Raw genomic sequence first — 25,042 nt, 5'->3', positions numbered from 1 at the left:
TAGGGCGGGTTATTTTGTCCCATTTTCTAAATAGTTTGTCAATTAAACGTGCTTTTGTGCATATGATGAATATAAATCTTTTCGAAAGACTTGTTTCATAATCTGGCACAAGCCGGAATACGTATGTATCACGACCACAAATGGTTAAGGAGGGGAATTCATGTCCCAAAATGACAGCGGCCATTTTTTGATTTCTGAGGAAAACTGGTCCCTCCATCGCAAAGGCTTCGATGACCAGCAGCGTCACCAGAAAAAGGTGCAGGAAGCGATCAAAAACAATCTTCCGGACCTCGTAACTGAGGAAAGCATTATTATGTCTAATGGAAAAGATGTAGTGAAAATCCCAATCCGTTCACTTGATGAGTATAAAATCCGTTACAACTATGATAAGAATAAACATGTAGGGCAAGGAGACGGCGACAGCCAGGTTGGTGATGTTGTGGCCCGGGATGGATCAGACAAAAAACAAGGACCAGGAAAAGGGCAGGGTGCCGGTGATCAGGCAGGCGAGGATTATTATGAAGCGGAAGTTTCATTAATGGATTTAGAAGAAGCGCTTTTTAAAGAATTAGAGCTTCCGAATCTCCAGCAAAAAGAGCGGGACAATATCATTCATACAGATATTGAGTTTAATGATATTCGTAAAACAGGGTTAACCGGTAACATTGATAAGAAAAGAACAATGATGTCAGCCTTTAAACGAAACGCAATGTCAGGAAAGCCGTCGTTCTATCCAATTTATCCGGAGGACCTAAAGTATAAGACGTGGAATGACATCACAAAGCCTGAATCAAAAGCTGTCGTTTTAGCAATGATGGATACAAGCGGCAGTATGGGGGTTTGGGAAAAATACATGGCCAGAAGCTTCTTTTTCTGGATGACCCGTTTTTTGCGGACGAAATACGAGACTGTGGAAATTGAATTTATTGCCCATCATACAGAAGCAAGAGTTGTCTCGGAGGAGGATTTTTTCTCAAAGGGAGAAAGCGGCGGAACCATTTGTTCTTCCGTATATCGGAAGTCGCTTGAGCTTATTGATGAAAAGTACAATCCCGCTCGCTATAACATTTACCCGTTTCATTTTTCTGACGGTGACAACCTGACATCTGACAACGCGCGCTGTGTGAAATTGGTTAATGATATTATGAAGAAGGCCAATCTATTCTGCTACGGCGAGGTCAATCAGTACAACAGGCATTCAACGTTAATGTCTGCATATAAAAATGTGAAAGATGAGAAATTTAAGTACTATATTTTAAAACAGAAATCTGATGTTTTTCAGGCGCTGAAGAGCTTTTTCAGAAATGAAGAGTCTGGTGTAAGCCATCAATTTTCGTAATGAAAAGCCCATTTCAGGGCTTTTTTTTATTTAATAAAAGTAAGAAAACGCTTGCGAAAAAAATACGTGGGAAAAAGAAATTTTTCCTTTGACAAATCTTCTTTCATTTATTAATATTTTATCTTGTGAACTATTATTGAGGAATGAGGTGAAAAGGAGTTGACTGAATCAGAACGTGCTTTGCTCACTTTTGAACAGCTCTTCGATACGTCTCGGGCGATTTATAAAAAACAGAAGAAGATATTGGAGATTGTGCTTGAGCCTTTTGATATTACAGTCCTTCAATATTTGCTGATGTTTAAAATTCATCAAAGCGGAAGCACCCCGCTAAGCAAGCTGGCAATGTCGCTTGATCTTAAGCCTGCTTCTGTGACGCGGATGACAGATATTCTGTATAAGCGCCAATTGATGAATCGATATGACAGTCCGGATGACCGCCGTATCGTCATGATTCAGTTAACCGAAGAGGGGGAAGAACTGATAGAAAAAGCCGCTGTGCAATATGCAAAAATGGGTGCGGGCTTGTACCAAAAGCTTGATACCTCCCAGCTGCAGTATTTGCGCAAACTTGCCGGAAGCTTAACGAAGCTTGCTGAAGGCTGTTCAGAAAAAAGCGGTAATTAAAAACTTCTCACATATTTTCACCAGCTTTCCGCAAAATGATAGAGGATGAAACGAAAGGAGAAAACAAAATGAACAGAGGACGTTTAATTCTGACCAACATTATCGGTTTGATTGTTGTTCTTGCAATTATAGCTGGAGGTGCTTACTACTATTATCAAAGCACTAACTACGTAAAAACAGATGAAGCAAAAGTAGCCGGCGATATGGCTGCTATTACTGCTCCAGCAGCAGGTAAAGTATCTGACTGGGATCTGGACGAAGGAAAAACAGTGAAAAAAGGCGACACAGTTGCAAAAATCAAAGGTGAACAAACTGTTGACGTAAAATCCATTATGGATGGAACAATTGTGAAAAACGAAGTGAAAAACGGACAAACCGTACAAGCTGGTACAACAATTGCACAAACGATTGACATGGACAACCTATACATCACAGCAAATATTAAAGAAACAGATATTGCGGATATTGAAGTAGGAAATAGTGTAGACGTAGTAGTTGACGGAGACCCTGATACAACATTTGACGGTACTGTAGAAGAAATTGGATATGCGACTAACTCAACTTTTGATATGCTTCCTTCTACAAATTCAAGCGGAAACTACACAAAAGTAACACAAAAAATTCCAGTGAAAATTTCAATCAAAAACCCATCTGATAAGGTGCTTCCTGGTATGAATGCATCTGTTAAAATTTCTGAGTAAAACAGATCAGTCATCAAACCATGAAAGGAGGTTGTCTTAGATGGCTACAGGCAAAGAAAAAAATGCAAAAAGCCCTATGTCATTGCTGATTGTGCTAATGGCGGGTTTATTTTTGGCAATTCTCAACCAAACATTGCTTAACGTTGCAATGCCGCATTTAATGACTGAATTTGGCGTAAGTGCAACGACGATTCAGTGGCTGACAACAGGTTACATGCTTGTTAACGGCGTATTGATTCCGTTATCTGCCTTCCTGATTACACGGTTTGGCCAACGGAGTCTCTTTCTCGTCGCGATGTTCTGTTTTACGCTCGGTACGTTAGTCTGCGGTATCGCACCTAACTTCTCTACAATGCTGATCGGCCGTTTGATTCAGGCCGTGGGCGGAGGTATCTTGCAGCCGCTCGTTATGACAACCATTCTGTTAATTTTCCCGCCTGAAAGCAGGGGGAAAGGAATGGGGATTTTCGGGCTTGCGATGATGTTTGCTCCAGCGGTCGGCCCGACTCTTTCCGGGTGGATTATTGAGCATTATACATGGCGCATTATGTTTTACGGACTTGTGCCAGTCGGCGCAATTGTTATCATTGTGGCTTTCTTCATCTTTAAAAATATGGTGGAGCCGCAAAAAATCAAACTCGATACTCTGGGAGCCATTCTCTCGATTGTCGGATTCGCCTCCTTATTATACGGAGTCAGTGAAGCCGGATCTGACGGCTGGACCGACCCGATTGTACTGTCTACAGTTATTATCGGCGTCATTGCAATTGTTGCTTTTGTTGTTCAGCAATTGCGCCATGATGATCCAATGCTTGATTTCAGAGTGTTTAAATATGACATTTTCTCACTTTCGAGTGTCATTAATATCATTATTACAGTGGCACTTTACACAGGTATGTTTCTTTTACCGATCTATCTGCAAAACCTGGTCGGCTTTACGGCACTTCAATCCGGTCTGCTTCTGCTTCCGGGTGCGATTGTCATGCTGATTATGTCACCGATCTCAGGTATTTTGTTCGATAAATTCGGACCGAGACCGCTTGCGATTATCGGGCTTCTTGTGACAGTGGTAACAACTTATCAATACACGCAATTGACAATTGATACACCATATACGCACATCATGCTGATCTATTCAATTCGTGCATTTGGTATGTCTCTCTTAATGATGCCAGTCATGACTGCCGGGATGAACCAGCTTCCTGCCCGTCTGAACAGCCACGGAACGGCGATGAGCAACACGCTTCGCCAAATCAGCGGATCAATCGGTACAAGTTTAATTACGACGATTTATACAAACCGGACGACATTCCATTATTCACAAATTGCAGATAAAACGAGCACGGCGGACCCGAACTTCCTCCATGCGTTCCAAAATGCAGTTTCGAATTTAATGGTGAATATGAATGTGTCTTATGATACAGCGAAAACGTATGTGTACTCACATATTTATAAACACGCGTCACTCGATTCCAATGTCATGGGGATAAATGATGCCTTTATGTGGGCAACCTTATTCTGTGTAGCAGGTTTGATTTTAAGTATCTTCCTGCGTGACGTCAGAAAAGATAAATTGCGTAAGAAGAAAAAAGAGGAGCTTTCATTACTTCCTGCTCCTAAAGAAGCTAAGGAATCTTAATCTGTACAGGGAGGTTTCCTGAATGAAAATTTATGTAGTGTATGATAGTGAAGGCGAACATACTAAAGTGCTTGCAGAAGCGATTGCTGAAGGCGCGAGAGAAAACGACGCGGCTGAAGTATTCATCGACCATGTAGATCAGGCAGATATCCGCAAGCTTAAAGATATGGATGCGATTATTTGGGGATGCCCTGGGCATTTCGGAACAATCAGCTCCGGTCTTAAAGCTTGGATCGACAGACTTGGTTACTTGTGGGCTGAAGGCGAACTGATCAACAAAGTCGGTGCTGTTTTCTGCACAACGGCAACAACACACGGCGGCTTGGAAATGACAATGCACAATTTAATCACGCCGATGTTCCACCAAGGCATGATCGTTGTCGGACTGCCTGGCAACGTGCCTGAAAACGCACTTTATGGCTCTTATTACGGAGCAGGCGTCACTTGTCCGGTTGATAGTGATGAGTTAATGTCTGAGGAAGGTATTCAGCTTGGACGCGCGTTGGGAAGACGTGTCAGCCAAGTCACAGGAAACCTAACAGCAGGACAGTAAGGAGAGGTTGAAATGGCCATTATTATAGCAATTATTGCTGCTGTCATTGTCATTGCGGCCCTTATTACATTTAATGTCCGCAGCGCCTCACCTGGACCTGAGAAGCAAGAAGCAACTGATAGAATCGCACCTCCAGAAGAGGAAAAAAACGAAGCGCAATACCCTGCTGAAGCAAGGGCTGCCGAGCATACGCCATCTGTTGTCGAAAATGATTCTCAAAAAGAGAAACGTAACACAATGGGTGATGATATTTACAGGCAGGCGCTGCAAAAGTTTAAGCATTCTGACGAAGATCAGGCAGAAGAAGAGGTCACTGAGGAAAGTGACAAAATGCAGGACCGCAGCTATCGTGATGCGCTGCTCTCTATGAAAAACAAGAAAAAATAATGAAAAAGGCAAATCCGTTTACTCATGGCGGGTTTGCCTTTTTTGCTGTTTACATCAATTATGTTTTTTATCAAATAAATCCATGGAATATGTTGTATTTCATTTTGAACTAGTGTACTATGTTACTCATACACCGAGGATTCTTCCGGGAGGTAAAGACATGAATTCTTTTTTAGGTTTATTAAAGAAAGATATCAAGCTTTCAAGAATGTGGCTGCTAGTATGGATATGCGGAATCATTTTCTTATTGGGAACAGGCCATATTATAGCTTCTCGCACGAAAGAACCTCTAGTCGTTTTTGGGTTTTTTGTTGCAGTTGCTTTTTTTCTGCTTTTCTTATCTCCTGTTTTTGTGTTTTATCACCTTCGCAAGGAAGGGAAATCACAGCTTTGGCTGTACAATCCAAATGGCGGCTTATGGCTGTTTTCTTCTAAATTGGCAGCATCTTTGCTCTATCAATTTGTGATTCAGTTGGCATTAACAGCCTATGGAATATGGATGTATCATATGCTCTCTGTAAAAAATCTGCTGGAGCATCAAGTTGATATAACGAGTACAGTGGCTTTGCTGAATATGTATGGGCTTATTTCTTCGTTAGATATGTCAGTAACAGTCATCGTGTTTTGGACTGTTTTTCACGCTCTCAGGAATTGGCGCGGAATGCGATGGGCTGCGATGGTTCTGTTGGTCGCAGTGTGGTTATTCTACGATGAATACATCATAAGCCCTTTGGTTGAATCTCAAAAGCATTTCTGGCCGGTAACAGTCTATTGCAATTTTGATTTCCACTTCCATAACGTTTGGAAATTGGAATTAAAACCTATCCATCTGTCTGTGCTAGGGTTTCCTATTACCTTAGTCATCACGTTCTTGCTGCTCATCATGGCTTCAAAACTGCTTGATCGTAAAGTAGAGGTGTAAATATGGATAATCAATTTCAATCCTCGAAACCGATTTATCTGCAGATCGCTGATCAGATCTTTTATAGGCTGGTCAGGAAGGAGCTGCTCCCAGGAGACAAGCTTCCTTCAGTAAGAGAAATGGCGATTCAAACTAAGGTAAATCCCAATACAATTCAAAGAACTTACAGTGAAATGGAAAGGCTGGGTATTGTGGAGACAAGAAGAGGTCAAGGGACGTTTATTGCGGAAAAAGCAGAAATCGTAGACGAGCTGAAAGACAAGTTGACACGAGAAGTGCTGGAAGGATTTGTCAAGCAAATGAAAGAGCTGGGGCTCACGAAAGAGGAAATGTTAGAAGGGATTAAAACATTCACAGAGGGAGGCTAAAATGGAAATCAAGCTAGAACACGTATCAAAAAAATATGGCCGCCATACGGCCGTCAATGATGTGTCATTTACCCTATCATCTGGACGGATTTATGGCCTGATCGGACCGAACGGCAGCGGCAAGTCAACGACCCTGAAAATGATGGCTGGCCTTTTGTTTCCGACTTCAGGGTTTGTGAAAGCAGATGGAAAACAGGCTACGAGAGATATGGTGCGTCAAACGGCTTATCTTACTGAGCTTGATATGTTTTATCCGGATTTCACTGTCAAAGATATGGTGAATTTTTATCAGTCGCAGTTTCCTGATTTTCAAACAGAACAAGCTTATAGACTATTGAATGAGATGCAGCTGGATCCGGAAAAAAAGATCAAAAAGCTATCAAAAGGAAATCGGGGCAGGCTGAAAATCGTTCTTGCTTTAGCGAGACAGGCAGACGTCATCTTGCTTGATGAACCTTTTTCGGGGCTTGATCCGATGGTGAGGGACTCCATCGTAAACAGCCTTGTGTCGTACATTGATTTTGAGCAGCAGATCGTCGTGATCGCGACACATGAAATTGATGAAATTGAGACGTTGTTAGACGAAGTCATCATACTCGCAAATGGAGAAAAAGTGGCGCAGCGTGAAGTAGAAGATATTCGTGAACAGGAAGGTATGTCTGTTTTGCAATGGTTTAAATCAAAAATGGAAGTTTGCTAGAAAGAGGAGGAATATGATGAAAACAGTGTTGGAATTGAGAAATGTGACAAAAAACATCAGAGGCCGAACGATCATTGATGATCTCAGTTTTACGATTCGTGAAGGTGAAGTATTCGGTTTTTTGGGACCAAACGGAGCTGGGAAAACGACAACCATCCGGATGATGGTAGGCTTAATGAAGCTGTCGAAAGGTGATGTCCTCATTTGCGGTCAATCCATTACGAAAGAATATGCCAAGGCGATTAAGCATATTGGGGCGATCGTAGAGAATCCAGAGCTGTATAAATTTTTGAGCGGATATAAAAATCTCCAGCAATACGCAAGGATGGTCAAGGGTGTTACGAAGGAAAAAATTGATGAAGTTGTTGAGCTGGTTGGTTTAACAGACAGAATCCACGACAAGGTGAAAACATATTCTCTAGGAATGAGACAGCGTCTTGGCTTGGCACAATGCCTTCTGCATGATCCGAAAGTGCTGATCTTGGATGAACCGACAAATGGCCTTGATCCGGCGGGAATCAGGGAAATCAGAGATCATTTAAAGAAGCTGACCCGAGAAAGAGGAATGGCTGTCATCGTTTCAAGCCACCTGCTGTCAGAGATGGAACTGATGTGTGATCGCATTGCGATTCTGCAAAAAGGAAAGCTGATCGATATTCAAAATGTAAAAGATGAAAACATTGATGAGAACGATACATATTTCTTCCAGGTTGAGCAGCCGAATGAAGCAGCTTCCGTGCTAAAACAGTACGATTTAGTGAGTAAGACAAATGGTGTAGAACTCAAACTGGCTAAAGACGAAGTCCCTGCGGTTATTGAATTGCTGGTGATGCAGCAAATCCGCATTTACGAGGTCAAGATTATAACAAAATCATTAGAGGACCGTTTCTTAGAAATGACAGGTGAAACAAAAGAGGAGGTTCAGCATGCTTAATTTGATTTATAATGAGTGGATCAAAATTTTCAGCCGTGCCGGAACATGGGTGATGATCGGAATTCTGGGGCTAACAATGGTTGGATTTGCATTTTTGGCGAATCATTTTTCTGCCGGTGAAGCAAATTCTCATTGGAAACAAGAACTTCAAGCACAAAACGCCGAATTAAAGAAAGAAATCAAAGACGATCCTTCACTGAAAGATGGATATAAAGAAATAATCACACTCAACAACTATCGCATTGAACATAACATCCCAAATGACACGGGCTATACTGTATGGTCTTATGTAACGGATTCAGCAGGTTTTACCATCCTTACCGGACTGTTTACCATTATTATCGCAGCCGGAATTGTCGCGAACGAATTTAATTGGGGAACGATTAAGCTGTTAATGATTCGGCCGCTCAGCCGTTTTCAGATTTTGATGTCCAAGTATATTACAGTTCTCCTGTTTGGGTTCCTATTGCTGTTGATTTTATTTATCGGTTCTACTTTGTTAGGGTTGATTTTCTTCGGGACGGGTGGTGAAACCGCCGCGAATATTCATTTAATCTATAAGGATGGCCATGTCAGTGAGCAAAACATGATGAGTCATTTGGCCACAACGTATCTTTCTGAATCCGTCTCGGCCTTAATGGTGGCGACGATGGCGTTTATGCTGTCTGCAGTATTCAGAAACAGCTCTCTTGCAGTAGGGTTTTCCATCTTTTTATTGGTTGCCGGTACGACAGCCACTGCATTTATTGCAGCGAAATTTGACTGGGCAAAGTATATATTGTTTGCTAATGTCGATTTAACTCAGTATGTGGATGGCACACCGTTAATAGAAGGGATGACTATGACGTTTTCTATCGTCATGCTTGCGATCTACTTTATCATTTTCCTGCTGCTTGCTTTTGGAATCTTCATAAAACGGGATATTGCAAACTAATGAAAAAGCTGTTTTGCTTATGCAAAACAGCTTTTTTGTCAAAATAAAAACTGCAGGTGCGAACCTGCAGTTTTTCATATCAATTTACGCTTACGCTTCTTTAGTAACGTTAGCAGCTTGTGGTCCGCGGTTTCCTTCAACGATTTCAAAAGAAACAGCTTGGCCTTCTTCTAAAGTTTTGAAGCCTTCGCCTTGAATAGCAGAGAAATGAACGAATACATCGTCTTGACCTTCTACTTCGATGAATCCGAAACCTTTTTCAGAGTTGAACCATTTTACTTTACCTTCTAACATGAAATTTCCTCCTAAAGCGATCATAACGCTTAAATTCACTATTCTTGCTCTTAACAAACTTTCAAGACGAAAACTCTTACAAAACTTTCTTCTTAAAGATAGTTCGAACAAAAATAATTACCTTTACTCTACCAGTAATCTTCAGAAAAAACAACTGCTTATTGAAACTTTTTTGGGAAAATACCATATTTATTTTTCAATTTGATATTTATTTACGGAAATTCATCTGCTTTCTCGATATGTGATCATACGTTTGCCTTCGTATGCCTTCATTTTGGGAAGATAATGTCATAGGAATTGACAACCTGATTGGATATGAGTAAGGTAAAAGTTAATCAATATTACAAATGACAACGTTTATCAACTAAGAGAGCGTATGATTTTTTTGTCTGATATTGCTTGCATGCTCTAATACATAGATAGGAGTATGGTCACAATGAAAAAGTGGCTTATATGCAGTTTCGTCCTTGTTCTTCTCGTTTCATTTACTGCATGTTCACCGTCTGCAGAACATGAATCGATAAAAATCGGGATTGCTGAGTCTGACGGGGCAATATGGAACTATATTGCCCAAAAGGCTGAAGAGGCAGGGCTTGATATTCAGCTGATCCCTTTTTCTGATTATGCGGAGTCTGATATCGCACTTGCTAACAAAGAAATTGATGCCAACGCCTTTCAAACCATTTCATATTTTCAATCGTTCACTCAAAAACATAAACTTAAGCTTGCACCGCTCGGTACGACATACATAACGCCTATGGGCATTTATTCAAAACAATATGACAGGATCCAAGATATACCGAGGGGAGCTGTTGTTTCTGTTCCCGATAAAGCGTTCGATTTTGGCAGGGCGCTTACTGTGCTTCAGGAGGCGGGATTGCTAACGTTGAAAAACGGATTTAACGGAACAGGTTCAGTTGATATGATTAAAGATAATCCGAGACATCTGAAATTGAAAGCTGTCCGGCAACAGGATGCAGTGAGCGGTGGGGACGTGTTTGTCATGAAACCATCTGAAGCAAAAAAAGCGGGCCTGAACCCGAAAAAGCATACCATAAAGAGCGGCGGTCTCATGTCTGGGGAAGAGATGAATTTGATTGTTGTCAGAGCGGAGGATCAAGATCGGGAAGCGCTGCAAACCATTCTTGAGCTTTATCAAGCTGATGATACAGCGGCATTTATAGAAAAAGAATATCAGGGAGATCTTGTCCCGGCTTTTCTGCCTTTGAAACGTCTTTCAGATTGGAAGAATGAATTCGAACATTGAATTCATTCTTTTTTTTCTGAAAAACACACTTTGTTCCGTCCCGTCTCTTTCGCTTTGTAAAGCATTTGATCGGCAAGAATGGGCAAGGATCTTGGCCGTTCCGTATTATTGGGGTAATGAGCGGCCCCCAGTGATATCGTAACTGAAAGCTTTTCGCCGTTTTTTAATATAATCGGTTCATGACTGACAGCGCTCCTGATCCGTTCTGCGATCTGAGCTGCTTTATCTAGAGAACAGTTCGGCAGAAGCACGGCAAATTCTTCACCACCGATCCGAGCGGCTGGATCACTATTTCGGATGCTCTGCTTCAGACGTAAGCCCAGCTCTTTGAGCACCTGATCTCCTTCATGATGGCCATATTGGTCATTGATGGTTTTAAAATGATCGATATCCATATAAATCAGTGCAAATTGAAAATGCGGGGTATCGGCCGCCTGTCGATACAGAGCTTTTGTGATTTCTTCAAACTTTCTTCGGTTATACACGCCTGTTAAAAAGTCAAAGTGCGCTTGAAACTTATATTGTTTATAAAGAAGATGTGCATTTGTTTCATGATCAATAATATATAAACTGAGCATACCGCCCGCTATTGAGATGATCCAAAAATATAAATGAAGTTCATATGAATGTAAGTCTATAAGAAAATAAAAGGCAAAGGAGATCAAGCTATTTGTGATTATTATAAGATAGAAAGCATGTTTTAGTTGAACTTTTTTTCTTCTAGAAACAATGAGTGACGGGATGGCAGCGATACAAATGATAATAACCGAGTAAAGTGCAGATGTGTTCATTGTGATCAGCATGCGGCCAGCAGCGATCATAGCCAGGGCCGTTGCCGTTGAAACCCAGCCTCCATAAAGAGCGGCAATCATAATAGGGATATTTCGAAGATCAATAATTGAATGCTGATAGGTAAATCCAAACACCATCAGAATAACCCCGAGCAAACCGCAGGCCAGTCCTTTAACAGCTTGAAAGGATATGCTGTCTTTTTTATGTACTAACCTTTCTTTAAACAGGTGGGTGAAGAGATAATTAAATGTGATTAAAATCGTCAAGTTTACAAACAGTTCTTTCAGCAAATATTATCACCCTTATATAAGGTACTAAAGATGGAAGGGAAAGAAAAGAAAAAAAAGGCATTATATAAGGTTTTTTTGCTTGAATTGATAAGTTAAAATAATTCGCACTTGACCCATCGGAATTAGTGTAATATAGTAAATGAGAAAATTTGAAGGGAGAGTTTACCTGCTTTGGAGACTTTACTAGTTGTATTACATGTATTTATTTTATTTTTACTTATCTTAGGGCTCTTTGTTATGCAGAAAAAACATGTTTCCTTCTCTAAACGTGTATTTACTGCGCTGGGACTGGGGATTGTATTTGGATTTGCGCTTCAGCTGATTTACGGCCCGACTTCAAATATAGTTATTCAAACAGCCGACTGGTTTAATATTGCCGGGGGCGGATATGTCAAATTGCTTCAAATGGTTGTCATGCCTCTTGTCTTTATTTCGATTCTCGGTGCATTTACAAAGCTGAAACTGACAAAAAATCTCGGGAAAATCAGCGGTTTGATTATCGGGATTTTAGTAGCAACAACAGCTGTTGCAGCAGCTGTCGGTATCGTGTCCGCACTTTCATTTGATTTGCAGGCGATTCAGGTTGACCAAGGAAGTACAGAGCTTTCACGGGGGCAGGAGCTTCAGCAGAAATCAGAGGATATGACAGCGAAAACGCTGCCGCAGCAGATTGTTGAACTGCTGCCTGGAAACCCGTTTTTAGATTTTACGGGAGCTAGACCGACTTCAACGATCGCTGTCGTTATTTTTGCCGCTTTCCTTGGAGTGGCATTCCTCGGCGTAAAAAACAAACAGCCGGAACAGGCAGAAACATTTAAAAAACTGGTTGATGCCGTTTATGCCATTGTCATGCGTGTTGTCACGCTCATTTTGAGACTGACGCCTTATGGGGTGCTGGCTATCATGACAAAAACGATTGCAACGAGTGATCTTGACAGCATTCTAAAACTGGGCATGTTCGTGATTGCTTCATATGCCGCTTTAATCACTATGTTTATCATTCATTTGCTGCTGCTGACGTTCAGCGGCTTGAATCCTGTGATTTATTTGAAAAAAGCGCTGCCTGTACTTGTATTTGCATTTACGTCAAGGTCAAGCGCAGGTGCTTTGCCGCTGAATATTAAAACACAGAGAAGCATGGGTGTGCCTGAAGGGATCGCAAACTTTGCCGGTTCGTTCGGCCTTTCGATCGGCCAAAATGGATGTGCGGGCATTTATCCTGCAATGCTGGCGATGATGATTGCCCCGACTGTCGGTCAAAATCCATTCGACCCGGTGTTTATTATCACTGTTATCGCAGTCGTTGCCATCAGCTCCTTCGGTGTTGCCGGAGTCGGCGGCGGAGCGACTTTCGCAGCGCTTCTTGTATTATCATCATTAAACATGCCTGTAGCGCTCGCCGGTTTATTAATCTCAATTGAACCGTTAATTGATATGGGGCGTACTGCTTTGAATGTCAGCGGAAGTATGACATCCGGCCTTATTACAAGTAAGGTCACGAAGGAAATTGATCGAGGTACATTTCATGATCAATCCAGAGTGATTGAAGCTGAAGAAGCGTAACATATGAAAAACGTGTAATCGTCAGGAAGTACACATTAATAAAACCCATGAACCTTGTAATATAAAGGTTTCATGGGTTTCTTTTTTTGTTTTTTTGGGAAGATCAAGCCGGCATTACTGACAATGGATTGATCTAATTGAAATGAAAATTGTTTTTTTAACGAGTATTCATGGTATATTGAAAACGCTAACTTATCTGAGGCACACATAAAAGATTCCTTCTTAGAAGGTGAGTTGGCTAATAATCTAATTCAATCGTGCCTTAACATAAAAAGGCGATTAAAGACATCCTTTGTTATAATTATTAGGGAACGTTGGATAAAAGTTATAGATGTAAAGTGATTTTTGAATATCATTTTACACCTGTCAATAAGCGAAATACATGTGTAGCAACGCAAGTATATATATGCTTTGATTTCTAAATTTCGCAAACGAATAAAAGAAAAGCGCCCGCCTGTGGTAGATGCATTCCCCAATTCCTTCATTGAATTAAAAAAGTTCATAATGAACCTCTTCGCATTATTTTTCTATTAACATTGAATACTTTCGATACACTTTATAAAAACTGGCAGCAAAGAAAACAACCATAAGGGCGGGAAGCGACCTCAAAAGAACAAATGGAGTTTCAAATAAAAATGCTTTCCAAAACCATTCACCTTTCATACTCCAAAGACCTTCAGTTAAATATAAACCTGAATCCTTATAGATCATATAAGAAAAAAACAAACACATGAAACCTAAACCAGAAGAATAATTCATCAATCTTTTATAATAATTACTCTTTGATTGGCGATCCGAGAAGATTTCATTTTGACCATCATCTTCTTTTTGCCAATATCGAATTCCACTAAGCCAGGGGCCATTTATATAAATCCAACCGAAGTCTTCATATATCCCTTTGTAATCTTTGAACTTTTTCTTTGGTAAAATATCTTGGTAATCCAGTCGGATCACATATCTCTTGTCGGTTTTTTCAAAAGTGTATATTCCTAATCCACTAATATTTGTACACCGATAGCCTTTTTGTAATTGCTCGTTCAGCCATTGTTCCTCTTTTTCAATATCAAAAAACATCTTAAATTTCTTCATTCGATTCACTTCCTTCATATAAGGATAAAATATGCAATAACCTGTTTTGTTCCATTTTTAAAATGGCGCTTCCTTCTTCAGTTATCATGTAAACTTTTCTCCGGCCTGACTCTCCAACAGGTTCAATCCAACCATGCTTATTCAAGTTTTCAATCGCACCGTATAATGTACCCGCTGCTAAAATAACAGTACCGTTACTTATCTTTTCTATCTTCTGCATTACGGCATAGCCATGGAGCGGCTCACGCAGAGCTAATAAAATATAATGCATGGTTTCAGACAACGGTAATAATTTGTGTTTCATATCCGCACCCTCTATTCAGTTTGACTATATAGTTCAACTTAATAATAATGTAATACAGTTCAACTGAATAGTCAACAGCATTTTCCAACGCTCGAGTAAATTCTAAATGTTGAGTGTTGAAGCAAGAAACAAAATGAATAGTGTTCTGTCCATTTCAGCCTTTTGATGAGGGAGCTAATAATGAATCGATAAAGATTGCTTTGGATAGAGCGGCAGCATAAACAAAAAATCCTTCAAACGTTCTTATTGAACGAAAGAAGGATTTTTTTAGCTCGCCAATTGTACTCCAAAATAGGCGAAAAAATATAGAAAACAAGAAGTTTAAAAGAAAAAAACACCTAGAGGCCAATGTTGAGCCAGGTTACACGTTTTTTAACGGCCGGGTTCTAAGTCCTCCAGCATTTCCATCATCGTGTTGTCGTCCATGACATTCATTGCGCTTTGCTCAAAATGAATGGGTTCAGCATAATGAGGCTGTCTTTTTTTCGGGGCTGTTTCAGTTTGCCGCGATTGTGTCTGTGTATGCTGATGCTGTGTTTGCTGTTGTCCGGCATTCTGGTGCTGACGGCCGTTTTGCCGCTGGCTTTGATGTTGTGAACGGTCATGGTTATCACCGCTACCGCCGCCTAATGCTTGTTTGACCATGTTTCCTACATTAGAAGCATCAAATGTGTTATTTTCTGAATGTCGTCTGTTCATTTGTCCTGTGATAAACCCGCTGATTCTTTGGCGGATCTGAGGTGATAATGCAGCAATAAGCATAGTTGATCCGATGATCAATGCTGCGGGGCTGATTCCTCTTCGCTGGTTGAACAACATGATCCCTCCTTTGCAATGTACTCATATTTTCCCCCTCATTAGACAAATTAACCGTTATATTTCCCGGGAAAGCATTTCCTTCAGATTTTCATGCATAATTAAAGCCAGTTAGAAAAACCTATAAGTAAAGTGATAAAGGAGGAATTCACATGCTTGGAAAAAAACAAGTCCTTGCGTCTGTGCTTCTTATCCCTTTGCTTATGACTGGCTGCAGTATGGCCGACCAAGGTGAGGGCAGACGTGACAATAATGATGTAAGAAATGTAAATTATCGAAATCCGGCCAATGACGATATGCGCAATGTGAACAACCGGGATAACGTTGACAACAATGTTACTGATAATGTCAATAACAATAACAATCGTGTAAATGACGATAATAACAACGACCGGAAACTCGAGGTTGCTGATGAAGCAGCTGATAAAGTAACAGATCTAAAAGAAGTAAAGCATGCCGATGTCATTGTTGCTGGAAATCAAGCTTACGTTGCAGTCGTTTTAACCAATGGAAATAAAGGTGCAGTAGAAAACAATCTGAAGAAAAAAATAGCCAAAAAGGTAAGATCTACTGACAAAAACATTGATAATGTTTACGTTTCAGCTAACCCTGATTTTGTAGAGCGTATGCAAGGATATGGAAAGCGTATTCAAAATGGTGATCCAATCGCCGGGTTATTTGATGAATTTACACAAACTGTACAGCGCGTATTCCCTAACGCTGAATAAATGAAAAAAGCCGCACAAATTGTGCGGCTTTTTCTATGCGTTGATGACACACTGTGAACTCAGGCTGCATAGAGTAAAAATAAAAGGTACAAGACGGACCGGCTCAGGGAGGGAGACGTTTGCGGGGTGGCATAGGAAAGCGTGCGGCATCCGCTCTATTCCTGTGCGGAGTCCTTGTGATGCTGGCTGTAAGCTCAGCCATCGTATCAAGCACGATGTATATCCTGTCTTTTCCAGGGCAGGCATCTGGAATCACAAAAGAACAAGTGACGAAGCACATGAAGAAAGAGTCATTTAAACAGGCCGATATTTATTACACTTCTAAGGAAAAGTCCTTACTGCCATTGACGAAAGAAACGCTTGAATATGCGGTCAGTATTAATCAATTTATGATTGGATATTCGAATCAAAAGCCTATTGATATTATTTTTTTTTCTAATGAAAAACAGATGGAGGATTACTCCGGTTTATTGGATGTCGTTGGTTTTTATTCTGAGCGGGAGCAGCTGATCGGATTGTTGCCTGAAGAGAAAAAGAAACTTTTAGAAGGGGACGAGGTAGCGGTTTATTTGTACCAGAGATTGTTGATTCATGAATACACACATCATGCGTTTCACCAGAAACTGAAGGAGCTTGAGGCGGACCCCGATGAGTTTCCGTTATGGTTTCATGAAGGGTTAAGCGAGTGGATTGCGAACTATGAATTGCTTATCGATCCGATCACGTTTTCTGTTGTCCCTTTTGACCGTTTGCAGTCAGACCGAGACTGGCAGGAAGCCAGAGCCGAATATGAAACTGATGTCTATTTGCAAAGCTTTTATATGATCGATGAGCTGACGGGTAAATACGGGAAAGACATTATATCTGAACTGATAAAGGAAACGGCAAAAAAAGGGGACTTTAAAAAAGGGTTTAAATCAGCAACAAAGGAAAGTCTTGATCAATTTGAAAAAGACTTTAAGAAAAAATTTGAAAAAAGTGAGGCATTGGATAGTAACTATCCAATGCCTTTGTATTAATGAAGCCCTTGCTGGCCCATACCGCCTTGTGTCGGAGGCATTTGTCCTTGTGCAGGGACGAATGAATTTCTCAGCTGTTCCATGTCCTGCGCATCAAGCTGAGGAACTTGGTAATAGCCGTGTTTGTTTTGATATAGGAAAATTTCAAATGCCATTTCAACATACTCCTGAATTTGCGCAGACAGTACGCGTCTTACGGCCGGATTTGTCATTTCCAGAGAAGCCATCGTCAGCATAGAAGCTTGTGCTTTAACCGCGCAAAGCATTTGTCTGCTGATGATGCTGTCATCAATATCATTCATGGATTGAACAGGCTTTTTAGGCTGTGACGGCTGCATGCCATAAACAGTCTGGTTGTCTTCCTTCATCATATAAGTTGCTGTTTTTTGTGAAGGTTCGCTTCCTGTTTTGAAACATTCTGCAGTTATATTGTATTGAGAAGAAATGAATTGATATTGACGATCAAGGATATTTAATAATTCTTGATCCTTACAGAATTGTCTCAGCATCATAAACTGATCAAGTACAGTAAGTGTTCCGGACAGCACCTCGTGCATATCAAACATTTCATGTCCGCCGTGGTTTTTATGCGGTTTTCCAGGAATGCCTTTGTTCATTTGGGATTGCTGCTGCTGATTTAACTGATCCAAACCGATTCCTCCTTGTTTTTCAGATCAGCTGTATTTTGTGCCAGTCCGCCGCGTATTATGCAGAAGCCTGAAAGGAATTATATGCTGGCTGTCGAAATGGTAAGCAGACAAAGTCATTGTCATTATGTGTATATTAAGGGAGGAAATATGATGAGGCGAATGATGCATATGGTATTGATCATGGCATTGATATTCTTAAATGTCATGTACACGTGCGAAGCGGTAACTGCAGCTGAACCGCAGCAGGCTATATCAGTTGAGAAGGCAAAACAGCAAAAAGAAGGACAGGCGCTTGTCGAAGGATATGCAGTCGGCCAGGCTGTTTCCCCGCAGCATTACAAGCTGACAAGCCCATTTTCAAATGATTATAATGTCGCGCTGGCAGACCGCAAAAATGAGATATCGCCCGATCATATCCTTCCTGTGCAAATCCCTTCAGCTTTCAGAAACCAGTTTGGGCTGCAAACCAATCCGCTTCTTCTTGGAAAAAAGATAACGGTTCAGGGCAAGCTTGAAAATTACTTTAACACGACGGGACTTAAAAACGTTCAGTCGATGAACCTAACCGATGACACGAAAACTCCGCCGGCTGAACACCCAATGACCATAAATGAAGCGCGGGGAAGGCTGAATGAAGAAGTAACGATAAAAGGGATCGTCACAGCTGATCAAAACGCAATCGGAGGCGGGAAGCTGTCGACCTTTTTGCAAGATGAAACCGGAGGCATTAACATGTATTCGCCTTCCCCTGAACAATTTCCTGAATTAAAAGAGGGCATGGATGTCACGGTGACAGGTAGAATCACGACTTACCAGGGACTGAAAGAAATCGTTCCAATCTTATCAGGCATCAAAATCAATCAGTCAAACCAGCCTCTCCCCGCCCCTAAACAATTAACAATCAATGAACTCATTAATGGCAGCCTGGGTGATCAGTATGAAGGCCGCCTTGTGACACTAACTGCATTTGTCTCCTCAATTCCAAGTTCTCCTTCAGGCGGCGGTTACAATGTAACGATGATTGATAACGATCATCATGCAATGACGCTCCGGGTTATGAATGAAACAGGGGTGATAGACGAACTTAATGAGGGCAAGTGGTATGAATTTACTGGGGTGTTAAGCAGATACCAATCCTTTCAGCTGCTTCCGCGAAAATCGTCTGACCTGAAGCTGCTTGAAGAGCAGCCCGCACCTCCGTCTGCTGAGGGAGAATATGAAGGGATTGTTGACCGGGTTGTTGACGGCGATACCATTCATCTCAAATCTCCGGTTCTTGGAACGACAAAAATTCGGTTTGTAAATGTAGATACACCTGAAACATATCACACACCAAAAAATGACGCAGACGAAAATCAATTAAGATTTGGCAAAAAGGCATCTGACTATCTAAAAACGGTTCTGTCCCCAGGGGATAAAATCACTGTTAAGGTCGGAAGTGAAGCCAAGGACAGCTATGGCAGGCTGCTCGGACAAGTCATAACTGAATCAGGTTCAAACGTGAACTTAGAACTTGTGAAAAAAGGCTATGCGCCGACATATTTTATTTGGCCGGTTGACAATGAAGAGGATTATCAGCAGTTTCAGTCCGCAGTAGCTGCTGCGAAAAAAGAACAAAAAGGAATTTGGAATGAAAACGATCCGCTCATGGAAATGCCGTTTGAATTCAGAGCCAGAGAGCAAGGGAAAGGCTTGACAAGATATGTAGGGGATTCGTCAAATCAAACATATGTGCAGCCGGCTGACTGGAAGAGGGTAGCGGTGGAACACAGAATTTTCTTCGCATCAGCAAATGAAGCGGAGAAAGCAGGATATAAAAAGAGGCAAACGGCACCTGAAAAAAATGTGCCGCTAAGAATTCTCAGCATGAATGATTTGCATGGCAAGATCGATCAGCAATATGAGCTTGATCTTGATGGGAACGGAACTGCAGACGGCACATTTGGACGCATGGACTATGCCGCCGCATATTTAAAAGAAAAAAAGGCTGAAAAGAAAAACACGCTAATGGTGCACGCGGGAGATATGATCGGAGGCAGCTCTCCAGTTTCATCTCTTCTTCAGGATGAGCCCACTGTAGAATTAATGGAGGACATCGGATTTGATGTCGGAACTGTGGGAAACCACGAATTCGATGAAGGCACCGATGAACTGCTGAGAATTTTAAATGGCGGTGATCACCCGAAAGGCACAAGCGGATATGATGGACAGAACTTTCCCCTTGTATGTGCCAATTGTAAAGTGAAATCAACTGGAGAGCCCTTTTTGCCGGCTTACGACATCATAAATGTGGAGGGCGTACCCGTGGCTTTTATCGGAGTTGTCACACAGTCGGCAGCTGGTATGGTTATGCCTGAAGGAATAAAAAATATCGAGTTTACAGATGAAGCGACAGCGGTGAATGAGGCGGCCAAAGAGCTGAAGAAAAAAGGCGTAAAGGCCATCGCAGTTCTCGCACATATGTCAGCTGAACAAAACGGCAACGCCATTACCGGAGAGTCTGCTGATCTTGCAAACAAAACAGATTCTGAAATTGACGTGATTTTTGCCGCGCATAATCATAAGGTTGTTAACGGCGAAGTGAATGGAAAACTGATTGTTCAAGCGTATGAATATGGAAAAGCGATAGGTGTCGTTGATGTAGAGATCGATAAAACGACAAAAGACATTGTCAAAAAGTCAGCGGAAATCGTATATGTGGATCAAAGTAAAATCGAACCGGATGCCAGCGCTTCAGCCATTTTAAAGAAATACGAAACTATTGCTGAACCGATTATCAGCGAAGTAGTCGGCGAAGCAGCTGTTGATATGGAAGGAGGGTATTCAAATGACGGCGATACACCACTTGGAAACCTGATTGCGGATGGAATGAGAACTGCCATGAAAACGGATTTCGCTCTTATGAATGGCGGAGGCATACGTGAAACGCTGAAAAAGGGCCCGATTACGTGGGGAGACCTTTACAATATTCAGCCGTTTGGAAATGTGTTAACGAAGCTTGAGATTAAAGGAAAAGATTTAAGAGAGATTATCAATGCGCAAATCTCGCCGGTTTTTGGGCCTGACTACAGCATCAGCGGGTTTACGTACACGTGGGATAAAGAAACTGGAAAAGCAGTCGATATGAAAATGGCAGATGGCACCGAGATCCAGCCTGATGCCACATATACATTAACCGTCAACAACTTTATGGCGACGGCGACAGGCACCAAATACCAGCCGATCGGATTGCTCGGGAAAAATCCGGTGACAGGGCCAGAGGATTTGGAAGCGACAGTTGAGTACGTGAAGAGTTTTGATGAGCCAATTGCGTATACAAAAGAGGGAAGGATTAAGCTCGCTGCAGCCAGTGATATTGAAGACCCTGTAACAGAAGACCCGGTTACGGAAGAGCCTGGAGATGACCCGGGGACGGAGCACCCAATGAAAGAGGTCCCAGAGCCTGATGTGGATTTGCCTGATATAAAAGAGACTTCGGGCACAGCACCGGTTCATCAGCTGCCGCCTTCAGCCATTTTGAGATTCGATGAAATCCCTATCAACAACACAAAAAACGCCGCCAATAGCATCAGCACATTGCCTTTACGAAACGAGGGCGGGGAAAGCGGGTCAGAGCATCCGCTTCCGGATACATCAGCAAACTACTATAACTTTATGGTGATCGGTGCGGCGGTGACATTATCCGGAACTTATTTATATGTCAGAAGAAAAAGGAGCGCCTCCAGAACGTGAAAAAAGTTATTCCACTACTTATCATTGCGGCCGGCCTAGTGATCGCAGGCTATGGAGGCTTTAAATTGATCGATACGAATATGAAAACGGAACAGACATTAAAAGAAGCAAAACTGGCGGCGGAAAAACCGCAGGAATCTTCGAGAACGAAAAATAGCGCAAAGCAGGCAAAGAACAAAGCATCATTTAAGCCAGAAACCGGCCAAGCGAGCGGCATTTTGGAAATACCGAAAATCAATGCAGAGCTTCCGATTGTGGAGGGCACTGATGCTGATGATTTAGAAAAAGGTGTCGGGCATTATAAGGATAGCTATTATCCTGATGAAAACGGACAAATTGTGCTGTCAGGGCATCGAGATACCGTGTTTCGCCGGACGGGAGAGCTGGAAAAGGGAGATCGGCTCCGCATTCTCCTGTCTTATGGAGAATTCACATTTGAAATTGTAAAAACAAAAATTGTTGATAAGGATGACACATCTATTATCACGCTCCAGCATGAAAGGGAAGAGCTGATTCTGACGACCTGTTATCCGTTTTCATACGTGGGAAATGCCCCGAAGCGCTATATTATATATGGAAAGCGAGTCATTTGAAAAGCCGCAGGAAATACCTGCGGCTTTTCTTCATGAAAAATATGTAGAGCACAGGATTTCTATATCAGCCGGGAAAGGCGCTTCGGCAACAATCAGCTCGCCGGTTATCGGGTGAACGGCCTGTACCTTTTTGGCATGCAGCGCCTGCCTGTTTAACAGCTTGTTCCCGCCTCCGTAAAGCGAGTCTCCTATCAGTGGATGGCCGATGCTCGCCATATGAACACGAATTTGGTGTGTTCTTCCTGTTTCTAGCTCTAATTCAACGAGCGACAGACCCTCTTTCACATTGCTGGCCATTACCTTGAAATGAGTAACGGCTGTTTGCCCGCCTGATGAAACCCGGCGCCTTGTCGGGTGTGATCGGTCTCTGCCGATCGGTGAATCAATTGTTCCTTTTTTCGTCCGTAGCTTTCCTTCAGCGATGGCGGTATACGTACGCTTCAGCATCTTTTTCTCTAGCTGCTGGTCTAAGATGGCGTGTGCCAGACGATGCTTGGCAAAGACGATAGCGCCAGATGTATCCTGATCCAGACGGTGGACGTGGCGCACCTTACATGTTTCGCCATTTATCTGATAATGATACGCGATCAAATTAGCCAGTGTGCCTGTTTGCCCATCCTCATTCGGGTGCGTCGCTATGCCAGCTGGTTTATTGACGATGAGCATGTGATTGTCCTCAAATAAAATATCAAGCTCGCCATACTCCGGAATGACCGAAGATTCTTCACTTTCCTGAAGATCAATGAACACGCGGTCTCCCTTTTTTACAATCATATTGTTTAAGACGGATTCGTGGTTGACCTTTATCTGATGATGGGTCATCCAGTCTTGTATCACAGGTTTAGAAGCTTTGAGCCCTGTTTTGAGTATGGAAAACAGCCATTGGCTGTCCTGTTTTTCATTGATGAGGACCTCAAGCCCTCTGCCTTTTTGTTTCATGTCAAATGGCTCCTTTTCGAAGCGGAAGGCTGCTGTTTCTCATAGGAAACACTTACCTTAGCTTTCGCGTTTTTTTCTGTGCTATTCTTGAGTAAGACTTAGGATATTCGATGGCAAGAAAGGTGATTGACGTGAGAATTGTGAACGCAGCAACTGCAGAACAGGAGAGCTTTATCAAGGAGCTGTCTATGGAGCTGATCCATGATGTATTTCCTCTTTATTTCTCCGAACTGGACATTCAGCGCTTTAAAAAGAAAGGCGTTCTATCTTTAAATAACCATTATTACCAAGGAACATTAAAAGAAGCATTTCAAATTATGGCTTGTCTGCAAATGATACATATTATCCTGACAAAGCCTTCGCCGCACTCTGATGTGAGTGATCAGGCGATTTTTGAAAAAAACAGCAAGATGCTGAATGATTTTGGGATTTATTTTCCGTTTGCTTTTTCTGACTTTCAAAAGAAGGCAAACAAAGCCTTTTTCGGTCACAGAAGGCTGATATAATCAGGTGGCAAGAGCTTTTCTATTTTCAGAAAAGCTCTTTTTTGTATCAGAGAAATCATATCATAAAACCTTTCCTCTAACTCCCTTTTTAAACGGCTCGTGTCTGAACATACTAATGATTGAAAGGGGTGCTGACAATGAGTTCAGTTAAAGATACAATGACAACGCAGGTGGCAACCGTTTCTCCGAATCAAACGATTCAGGAAGCGGCTTCTCTAATGAAACAGCATAACGTCGGGGCGATTCCCGTTGCAGAGCAAGGTGTTTTAAAAGGAATGCTGACTGACCGTGACATTGCATTAAGAACTACAGCTCAGGGCCGTGATGGCCAGACACCCGTTTCAGAAGTGATGTCAACAGAACTCGTATCAGGAAACCCTAATATGAGTCTGGAAGACGCGTCGCAGCTGATGGCCCAGCACCAAATCCGCCGCCTTCCTATTGTAGATCAAAACAATCTAGTCGGGATCGTTGCGCTTGGAGACCTGGCAGTCAATCAGATGTCGAACGAGTCTGCGGGAGCAGCGCTGACAAACATTTCTCACCAAAACATTCATTAAATAGAAAGAGCTTGCAGTGTGCAGGCTCTTTCTTCACATAAACCTTACTTTTTGAAAGCAGACTTGTTTCGGGGTATAGTAAATGTATACATATGTCTCAATTCGGACTAAAGGAGTTGTACCGAGTGATTAAAGCGTTAATTTTTGATTTTGACGGACTTATTCTAGATACAGAAACACACGAATATGAGGTCCTTCAGGAAATATTTGAAGAGCACGGCTCAGTGCTACCGCTATCTGTCTGGGGGAAGGTCATCGGAACTGCAGCGGGATTCCGGCCTTTTGAATATTTAGAAGAGCAGATCGGGAAAAAGCTGAATCATGAAGAGCTCACAAAATTGAGAAGAGAGCGGTTTGCCAAACGCATGGAAACAGAAAAAGCGAGACCTGGTGTCGAAGCGTATTTGAATGCGGCAAAGGATTTAGGCTTAAAAGTAGGCCTTGCTTCCAGCTCCGATTATAAATGGGTGTCGGGCCATTTGAAGCAAATCGGCCTGTTTGATGATTTTGAGGTTATTCAAACAGCGGATGATGTGGAAGAGGTAAAGCCGAATCCTGAGCTCTATTTATTGGCGGCAAAGAACCTCGGGGTATCGCCAGCGGAATGTCTCGCGTTTGAGGATTCTGTCAATGGTTCGATTGCTGCGAAACGCGCAGGCATGAAGTGTGTCATTGTCCCGAATAAAGTAACGGGCACCTTGATGTTTGAAGACTATGATCACAGGCTTGAATCAATGGCGGAAATGGAGCTCGCCCTATTGCTTGATCATCTGAACTCACAAAACTAGAAAGGAGCGAG

At 42.0% G+C, this 25,042-nt stretch carries 26 protein-coding genes and 3 pseudogenes; 22 read left to right on the top strand and 7 right to left on the bottom strand.

The genetic code is table 11. The features are described from left to right. The first annotated feature begins 160 nt into the window (after positions 1 to 160). The 12 genes and pseudogenes from yhbH to BFW96_RS08015 all read left to right on the top strand — a co-directional run bounded on the left by yhbH (position 161) and on the right by BFW96_RS08015 (position 9,101). Positions 161 to 1,339 carry a sporulation protein YhbH gene (gene yhbH / locus BFW96_RS08070; RefSeq protein WP_069839143.1) on the top strand — a complete coding sequence of 393 codons (1,179 nt, stop codon included), beginning with the start codon at positions 161 to 163 and terminating at the stop codon, positions 1,337 to 1,339. Between the two features lie 159 nt (positions 1,340 to 1,498). Further along, positions 1,499 to 1,963 (top strand): MarR family transcriptional regulator, encoded by a 465-nt coding sequence (locus BFW96_RS08060; RefSeq protein WP_003233431.1) that lies wholly within the window; start codon positions 1,499 to 1,501, stop codon positions 1,961 to 1,963. A 35-nt stretch (positions 1,964 to 1,998) separates the two neighbouring features. Beyond that, positions 1,999 to 2,664: a biotin/lipoyl-containing protein gene (locus tag BFW96_RS08055; RefSeq protein ID WP_014476241.1), complete on the top strand. Its 666-nt coding sequence runs from the start codon at positions 1,999 to 2,001 to the stop codon at positions 2,662 to 2,664. A gap of 40 nt (positions 2,665 to 2,704) precedes the next feature. Then, positions 2,705 to 4,303: an MFS transporter gene (locus BFW96_RS08050; protein ID WP_069839141.1), complete on the top strand. Its 1,599-nt coding sequence runs from the start codon at positions 2,705 to 2,707 to the stop codon at positions 4,301 to 4,303. Positions 4,304 to 4,325: 22 nt separating this feature from the next. After that, positions 4,326 to 4,856 carry an NAD(P)H-dependent oxidoreductase gene (locus BFW96_RS08045; RefSeq protein ID WP_069839140.1) on the top strand — a complete coding sequence of 177 codons (531 nt, stop codon included), beginning with the start codon at positions 4,326 to 4,328 and terminating at the stop codon, positions 4,854 to 4,856. Positions 4,857 to 4,868: 12 nt separating this feature from the next. Beyond that, positions 4,869 to 5,243, top strand: coding sequence for a hypothetical protein (locus tag BFW96_RS08040; RefSeq protein ID WP_069149250.1), 375 nt, complete (start codon positions 4,869 to 4,871; stop codon positions 5,241 to 5,243). Beyond that, a pseudogene (locus BFW96_RS20990) lies at positions 5,243 to 5,394 on the top strand (hypothetical protein); the annotation flags it as partial. The gene BFW96_RS08040 and the pseudogene BFW96_RS20990, both read left to right, overlap by 1 nt. Positions 5,395 to 5,403: 9 nt before the next feature. Next, on the top strand, positions 5,404 to 6,165 hold the full coding sequence (locus tag BFW96_RS08035) for a hypothetical protein (protein ID WP_069839139.1): 762 nt from the start codon (positions 5,404 to 5,406) through the stop codon (positions 6,163 to 6,165). A gap of 2 nt (positions 6,166 to 6,167) precedes the next feature. Next, positions 6,168 to 6,533 (top strand): GntR family transcriptional regulator, encoded by a 366-nt coding sequence (locus BFW96_RS08030; protein ID WP_003233424.1) that lies wholly within the window; start codon positions 6,168 to 6,170, stop codon positions 6,531 to 6,533. Between the two features lies 1 nt (position 6,534). Next, the gene (locus tag BFW96_RS08025) at positions 6,535 to 7,233 is read left to right on the top strand and encodes an ABC transporter ATP-binding protein (RefSeq protein ID WP_069839138.1); all 699 of its coding nucleotides are present in this window, start codon (positions 6,535 to 6,537) and stop codon (positions 7,231 to 7,233) included. 16 nt (positions 7,234 to 7,249) lie between these two features. Next, entirely contained in the window at positions 7,250 to 8,167 is a 918-nt protein-coding gene (locus BFW96_RS08020) for an ABC transporter ATP-binding protein (RefSeq protein ID WP_014663312.1), read from the top strand. Then, the gene (locus BFW96_RS08015) at positions 8,160 to 9,101 is read left to right on the top strand and encodes an ABC transporter permease (protein WP_069839137.1); all 942 of its coding nucleotides are present in this window, start codon (positions 8,160 to 8,162) and stop codon (positions 9,099 to 9,101) included. Before BFW96_RS08020 ends, BFW96_RS08015 begins: the two co-directional genes overlap by 8 nt. A gap of 90 nt (positions 9,102 to 9,191) precedes the next feature. Here the strand turns inward: BFW96_RS08015 and cspB are convergent, their stop codons facing one another. After that, positions 9,192 to 9,395 (bottom strand): cold shock-like protein CspB, encoded by a 204-nt coding sequence (cspB, locus tag BFW96_RS08010; RefSeq protein ID WP_003224086.1) that lies wholly within the window; start codon positions 9,393 to 9,395, stop codon positions 9,192 to 9,194. Positions 9,396 to 9,831: 436 nt separating this feature from the next. Here cspB and BFW96_RS08005 point away from each other — a divergent pair, with 436 nt between their 5' ends. Continuing rightward, entirely contained in the window at positions 9,832 to 10,662 is an 831-nt protein-coding gene (locus BFW96_RS08005; protein WP_069839136.1) for a MetQ/NlpA family ABC transporter substrate-binding protein, read from the top strand. A gap of 2 nt (positions 10,663 to 10,664) precedes the next feature. On the opposite strand, the gene dgcK is transcribed toward BFW96_RS08005, so the two are convergent. Then, positions 10,665 to 11,744 (bottom strand): diguanylate cyclase DgcK, encoded by a 1,080-nt coding sequence (gene dgcK / locus BFW96_RS08000; protein ID WP_014663316.1) that lies wholly within the window; start codon positions 11,742 to 11,744, stop codon positions 10,665 to 10,667. 171 nt (positions 11,745 to 11,915) lie between these two features. Between dgcK and tcyP the strand changes: the two genes are divergently transcribed. Both tcyP and BFW96_RS22080 read left to right on the top strand, forming a co-directional pair. Beyond that, complete coding sequence (gene tcyP / locus BFW96_RS07995; protein WP_040083629.1) at positions 11,916 to 13,307, top strand: L-cystine transporter TcyP; 1,392 nt, start codon at positions 11,916 to 11,918, stop codon at positions 13,305 to 13,307. A 92-nt stretch (positions 13,308 to 13,399) separates the two neighbouring features. Further along, positions 13,400 to 13,550: pseudogene (locus tag BFW96_RS22080) on the top strand (hypothetical protein); the annotation flags it as partial. A gap of 276 nt (positions 13,551 to 13,826) precedes the next feature. On the opposite strand, the gene BFW96_RS07990 reads toward BFW96_RS22080, so the two are convergent. The 3 genes from BFW96_RS07990 to BFW96_RS07980 all read right to left on the bottom strand — a co-directional run bounded on the left by BFW96_RS07990 (position 13,827) and on the right by BFW96_RS07980 (position 15,519). Then, positions 13,827 to 14,396 (bottom strand): DUF2812 domain-containing protein, encoded by a 570-nt coding sequence (locus BFW96_RS07990; RefSeq protein ID WP_069839135.1) that lies wholly within the window; start codon positions 14,394 to 14,396, stop codon positions 13,827 to 13,829. After that, entirely contained in the window at positions 14,383 to 14,700 is a 318-nt protein-coding gene (locus tag BFW96_RS07985) for a PadR family transcriptional regulator (RefSeq protein WP_014663320.1), read from the bottom strand. The genes BFW96_RS07990 and BFW96_RS07985 overlap by 14 nt, the downstream gene beginning before the upstream one ends. Positions 14,701 to 15,072: 372 nt before the next feature. After that, entirely contained in the window at positions 15,073 to 15,519 is a 447-nt protein-coding gene (locus BFW96_RS07980; RefSeq protein ID WP_069839134.1) for a hypothetical protein, read from the bottom strand. 149 nt (positions 15,520 to 15,668) lie between these two features. Here BFW96_RS07980 and BFW96_RS07975 point away from each other — a divergent pair, with 149 nt between their 5' ends. Next, positions 15,669 to 16,244: a YhcN/YlaJ family sporulation lipoprotein gene (locus BFW96_RS07975; RefSeq protein ID WP_014663322.1), complete on the top strand. Its 576-nt coding sequence runs from the start codon at positions 15,669 to 15,671 to the stop codon at positions 16,242 to 16,244. Between the two features lie 119 nt (positions 16,245 to 16,363). Next, positions 16,364 to 17,328, top strand: a pseudogene (locus tag BFW96_RS07970) (gluzincin family metallopeptidase). Here BFW96_RS07970 and BFW96_RS07965 read toward each other — a convergent pair. Next, positions 17,260 to 17,913 carry a spore coat protein gene (locus BFW96_RS07965; RefSeq protein ID WP_069839133.1) on the bottom strand — a complete coding sequence of 218 codons (654 nt, stop codon included), beginning with the start codon at positions 17,911 to 17,913 and terminating at the stop codon, positions 17,260 to 17,262. The pseudogene BFW96_RS07970 and the gene BFW96_RS07965 overlap by 69 nt on opposite strands. 150 nt (positions 17,914 to 18,063) lie before the next feature. Between BFW96_RS07965 and yhcR the strand changes: the two genes are divergently transcribed. Next, positions 18,064 to 21,645: a sortase-dependent nonspecific endonuclease YhcR gene (gene yhcR / locus BFW96_RS07960; protein ID WP_069839132.1), complete on the top strand. Its 3,582-nt coding sequence runs from the start codon at positions 18,064 to 18,066 to the stop codon at positions 21,643 to 21,645. Continuing rightward, on the top strand, positions 21,642 to 22,238 hold the full coding sequence (srtA, locus tag BFW96_RS07955; protein WP_069839131.1) for a sortase SrtA: 597 nt from the start codon (positions 21,642 to 21,644) through the stop codon (positions 22,236 to 22,238). The genes yhcR and srtA overlap by 4 nt, the downstream gene beginning before the upstream one ends. 30 nt (positions 22,239 to 22,268) lie before the next feature. Here srtA and BFW96_RS07950 read toward each other — a convergent pair whose 3' ends face one another. Further along, a complete protein-coding gene (locus BFW96_RS07950) occupies positions 22,269 to 23,177 on the bottom strand; it encodes an RluA family pseudouridine synthase (RefSeq protein ID WP_069839130.1) in 909 nt (302 codons plus the stop codon). Between the two features lie 110 nt (positions 23,178 to 23,287). Here BFW96_RS07950 and BFW96_RS07945 point away from each other — a divergent pair, with 110 nt between their 5' ends. The 3 genes from BFW96_RS07945 to BFW96_RS07935 all read left to right on the top strand — a co-directional run bounded on the left by BFW96_RS07945 (position 23,288) and on the right by BFW96_RS07935 (position 25,031). Next, a complete protein-coding gene (locus BFW96_RS07945) occupies positions 23,288 to 23,683 on the top strand; it encodes a YhcU family protein (RefSeq protein ID WP_014663328.1) in 396 nt (131 codons plus the stop codon). Between the two features lie 137 nt (positions 23,684 to 23,820). Continuing rightward, a complete protein-coding gene (locus BFW96_RS07940; protein ID WP_014663329.1) occupies positions 23,821 to 24,243 on the top strand; it encodes a CBS domain-containing protein in 423 nt (140 codons plus the stop codon). Positions 24,244 to 24,368: 125 nt separating this feature from the next. Then, positions 24,369 to 25,031, top strand: a complete 663-nt coding sequence (locus BFW96_RS07935) for an HAD family hydrolase (RefSeq protein ID WP_014663330.1) — start codon at positions 24,369 to 24,371, stop codon at positions 25,029 to 25,031. Positions 25,032 to 25,042: the final 11 nt, after the last annotated feature.

This window comes from Bacillus sp. F56, from assembly GCF_001748205.1.
Taxonomy (GTDB): Bacteria; Bacillota; Bacilli; order Bacillales; family Bacillaceae; genus Bacillus; species Bacillus stercoris.
Note: the sequence above shows the minus strand (reverse complement) of the source record. Positions and strands in the feature narration are given on the sequence as shown.

Excerpts from the sequence above, each read along its gene's own strand:
- yhbH (WP_069839143.1), top strand. The coding sequence starts at position 161 with ATGTCCCAAAATGACAGCGGCCATTTTTTGATTTCTGAGGAAAACTGG.
- BFW96_RS08055 (WP_014476241.1), top strand. The coding sequence starts at position 1,999 with ATGATAGAGGATGAAACGAAAGGAGAAAACAAAATGAACAGAGGACGT.
- BFW96_RS08050 (WP_069839141.1), top strand. The coding sequence starts at position 2,705 with ATGGCTACAGGCAAAGAAAAAAATGCAAAAAGCCCTATGTCATTGCTG.
- BFW96_RS08045 (WP_069839140.1), top strand. The coding sequence starts at position 4,326 with ATGAAAATTTATGTAGTGTATGATAGTGAAGGCGAACATACTAAAGTG.
- BFW96_RS08040 (WP_069149250.1), top strand. The coding sequence starts at position 4,869 with ATGGCCATTATTATAGCAATTATTGCTGCTGTCATTGTCATTGCGGCC.
- BFW96_RS08035 (WP_069839139.1), top strand. The coding sequence starts at position 5,404 with ATGAATTCTTTTTTAGGTTTATTAAAGAAAGATATCAAGCTTTCAAGA.
- BFW96_RS08030 (WP_003233424.1), top strand. The coding sequence starts at position 6,168 with ATGGATAATCAATTTCAATCCTCGAAACCGATTTATCTGCAGATCGCT.
- BFW96_RS08025 (WP_069839138.1), top strand. The coding sequence starts at position 6,535 with ATGGAAATCAAGCTAGAACACGTATCAAAAAAATATGGCCGCCATACG.
- BFW96_RS08020 (WP_014663312.1), top strand. The coding sequence starts at position 7,250 with ATGAAAACAGTGTTGGAATTGAGAAATGTGACAAAAAACATCAGAGGC.
- BFW96_RS08015 (WP_069839137.1), top strand. The coding sequence starts at position 8,160 with ATGCTTAATTTGATTTATAATGAGTGGATCAAAATTTTCAGCCGTGCC.
- cspB (WP_003224086.1), bottom strand. The coding sequence starts at position 9,395 with ATGTTAGAAGGTAAAGTAAAATGGTTCAACTCTGAAAAAGGTTTCGGA.
- BFW96_RS08005 (WP_069839136.1), top strand. The coding sequence starts at position 9,832 with ATGAAAAAGTGGCTTATATGCAGTTTCGTCCTTGTTCTTCTCGTTTCA.
- BFW96_RS07990 (WP_069839135.1), bottom strand. The coding sequence starts at position 14,396 with ATGAAGAAATTTAAGATGTTTTTTGATATTGAAAAAGAGGAACAATGG.
- BFW96_RS07985 (WP_014663320.1), bottom strand. The coding sequence starts at position 14,700 with ATGAAACACAAATTATTACCGTTGTCTGAAACCATGCATTATATTTTA.
- BFW96_RS07980 (WP_069839134.1), bottom strand. The coding sequence starts at position 15,519 with ATGTTGTTCAACCAGCGAAGAGGAATCAGCCCCGCAGCATTGATCATC.
- BFW96_RS07975 (WP_014663322.1), top strand. The coding sequence starts at position 15,669 with ATGCTTGGAAAAAAACAAGTCCTTGCGTCTGTGCTTCTTATCCCTTTG.
- yhcR (WP_069839132.1), top strand. The coding sequence starts at position 18,064 with ATGAGGCGAATGATGCATATGGTATTGATCATGGCATTGATATTCTTA.
- BFW96_RS07950 (WP_069839130.1), bottom strand. The coding sequence starts at position 23,177 with ATGAAACAAAAAGGCAGAGGGCTTGAGGTCCTCATCAATGAAAAACAG.
- BFW96_RS07945 (WP_014663328.1), top strand. The coding sequence starts at position 23,288 with ATGGCAAGAAAGGTGATTGACGTGAGAATTGTGAACGCAGCAACTGCA.
- BFW96_RS07940 (WP_014663329.1), top strand. The coding sequence starts at position 23,821 with ATGAGTTCAGTTAAAGATACAATGACAACGCAGGTGGCAACCGTTTCT.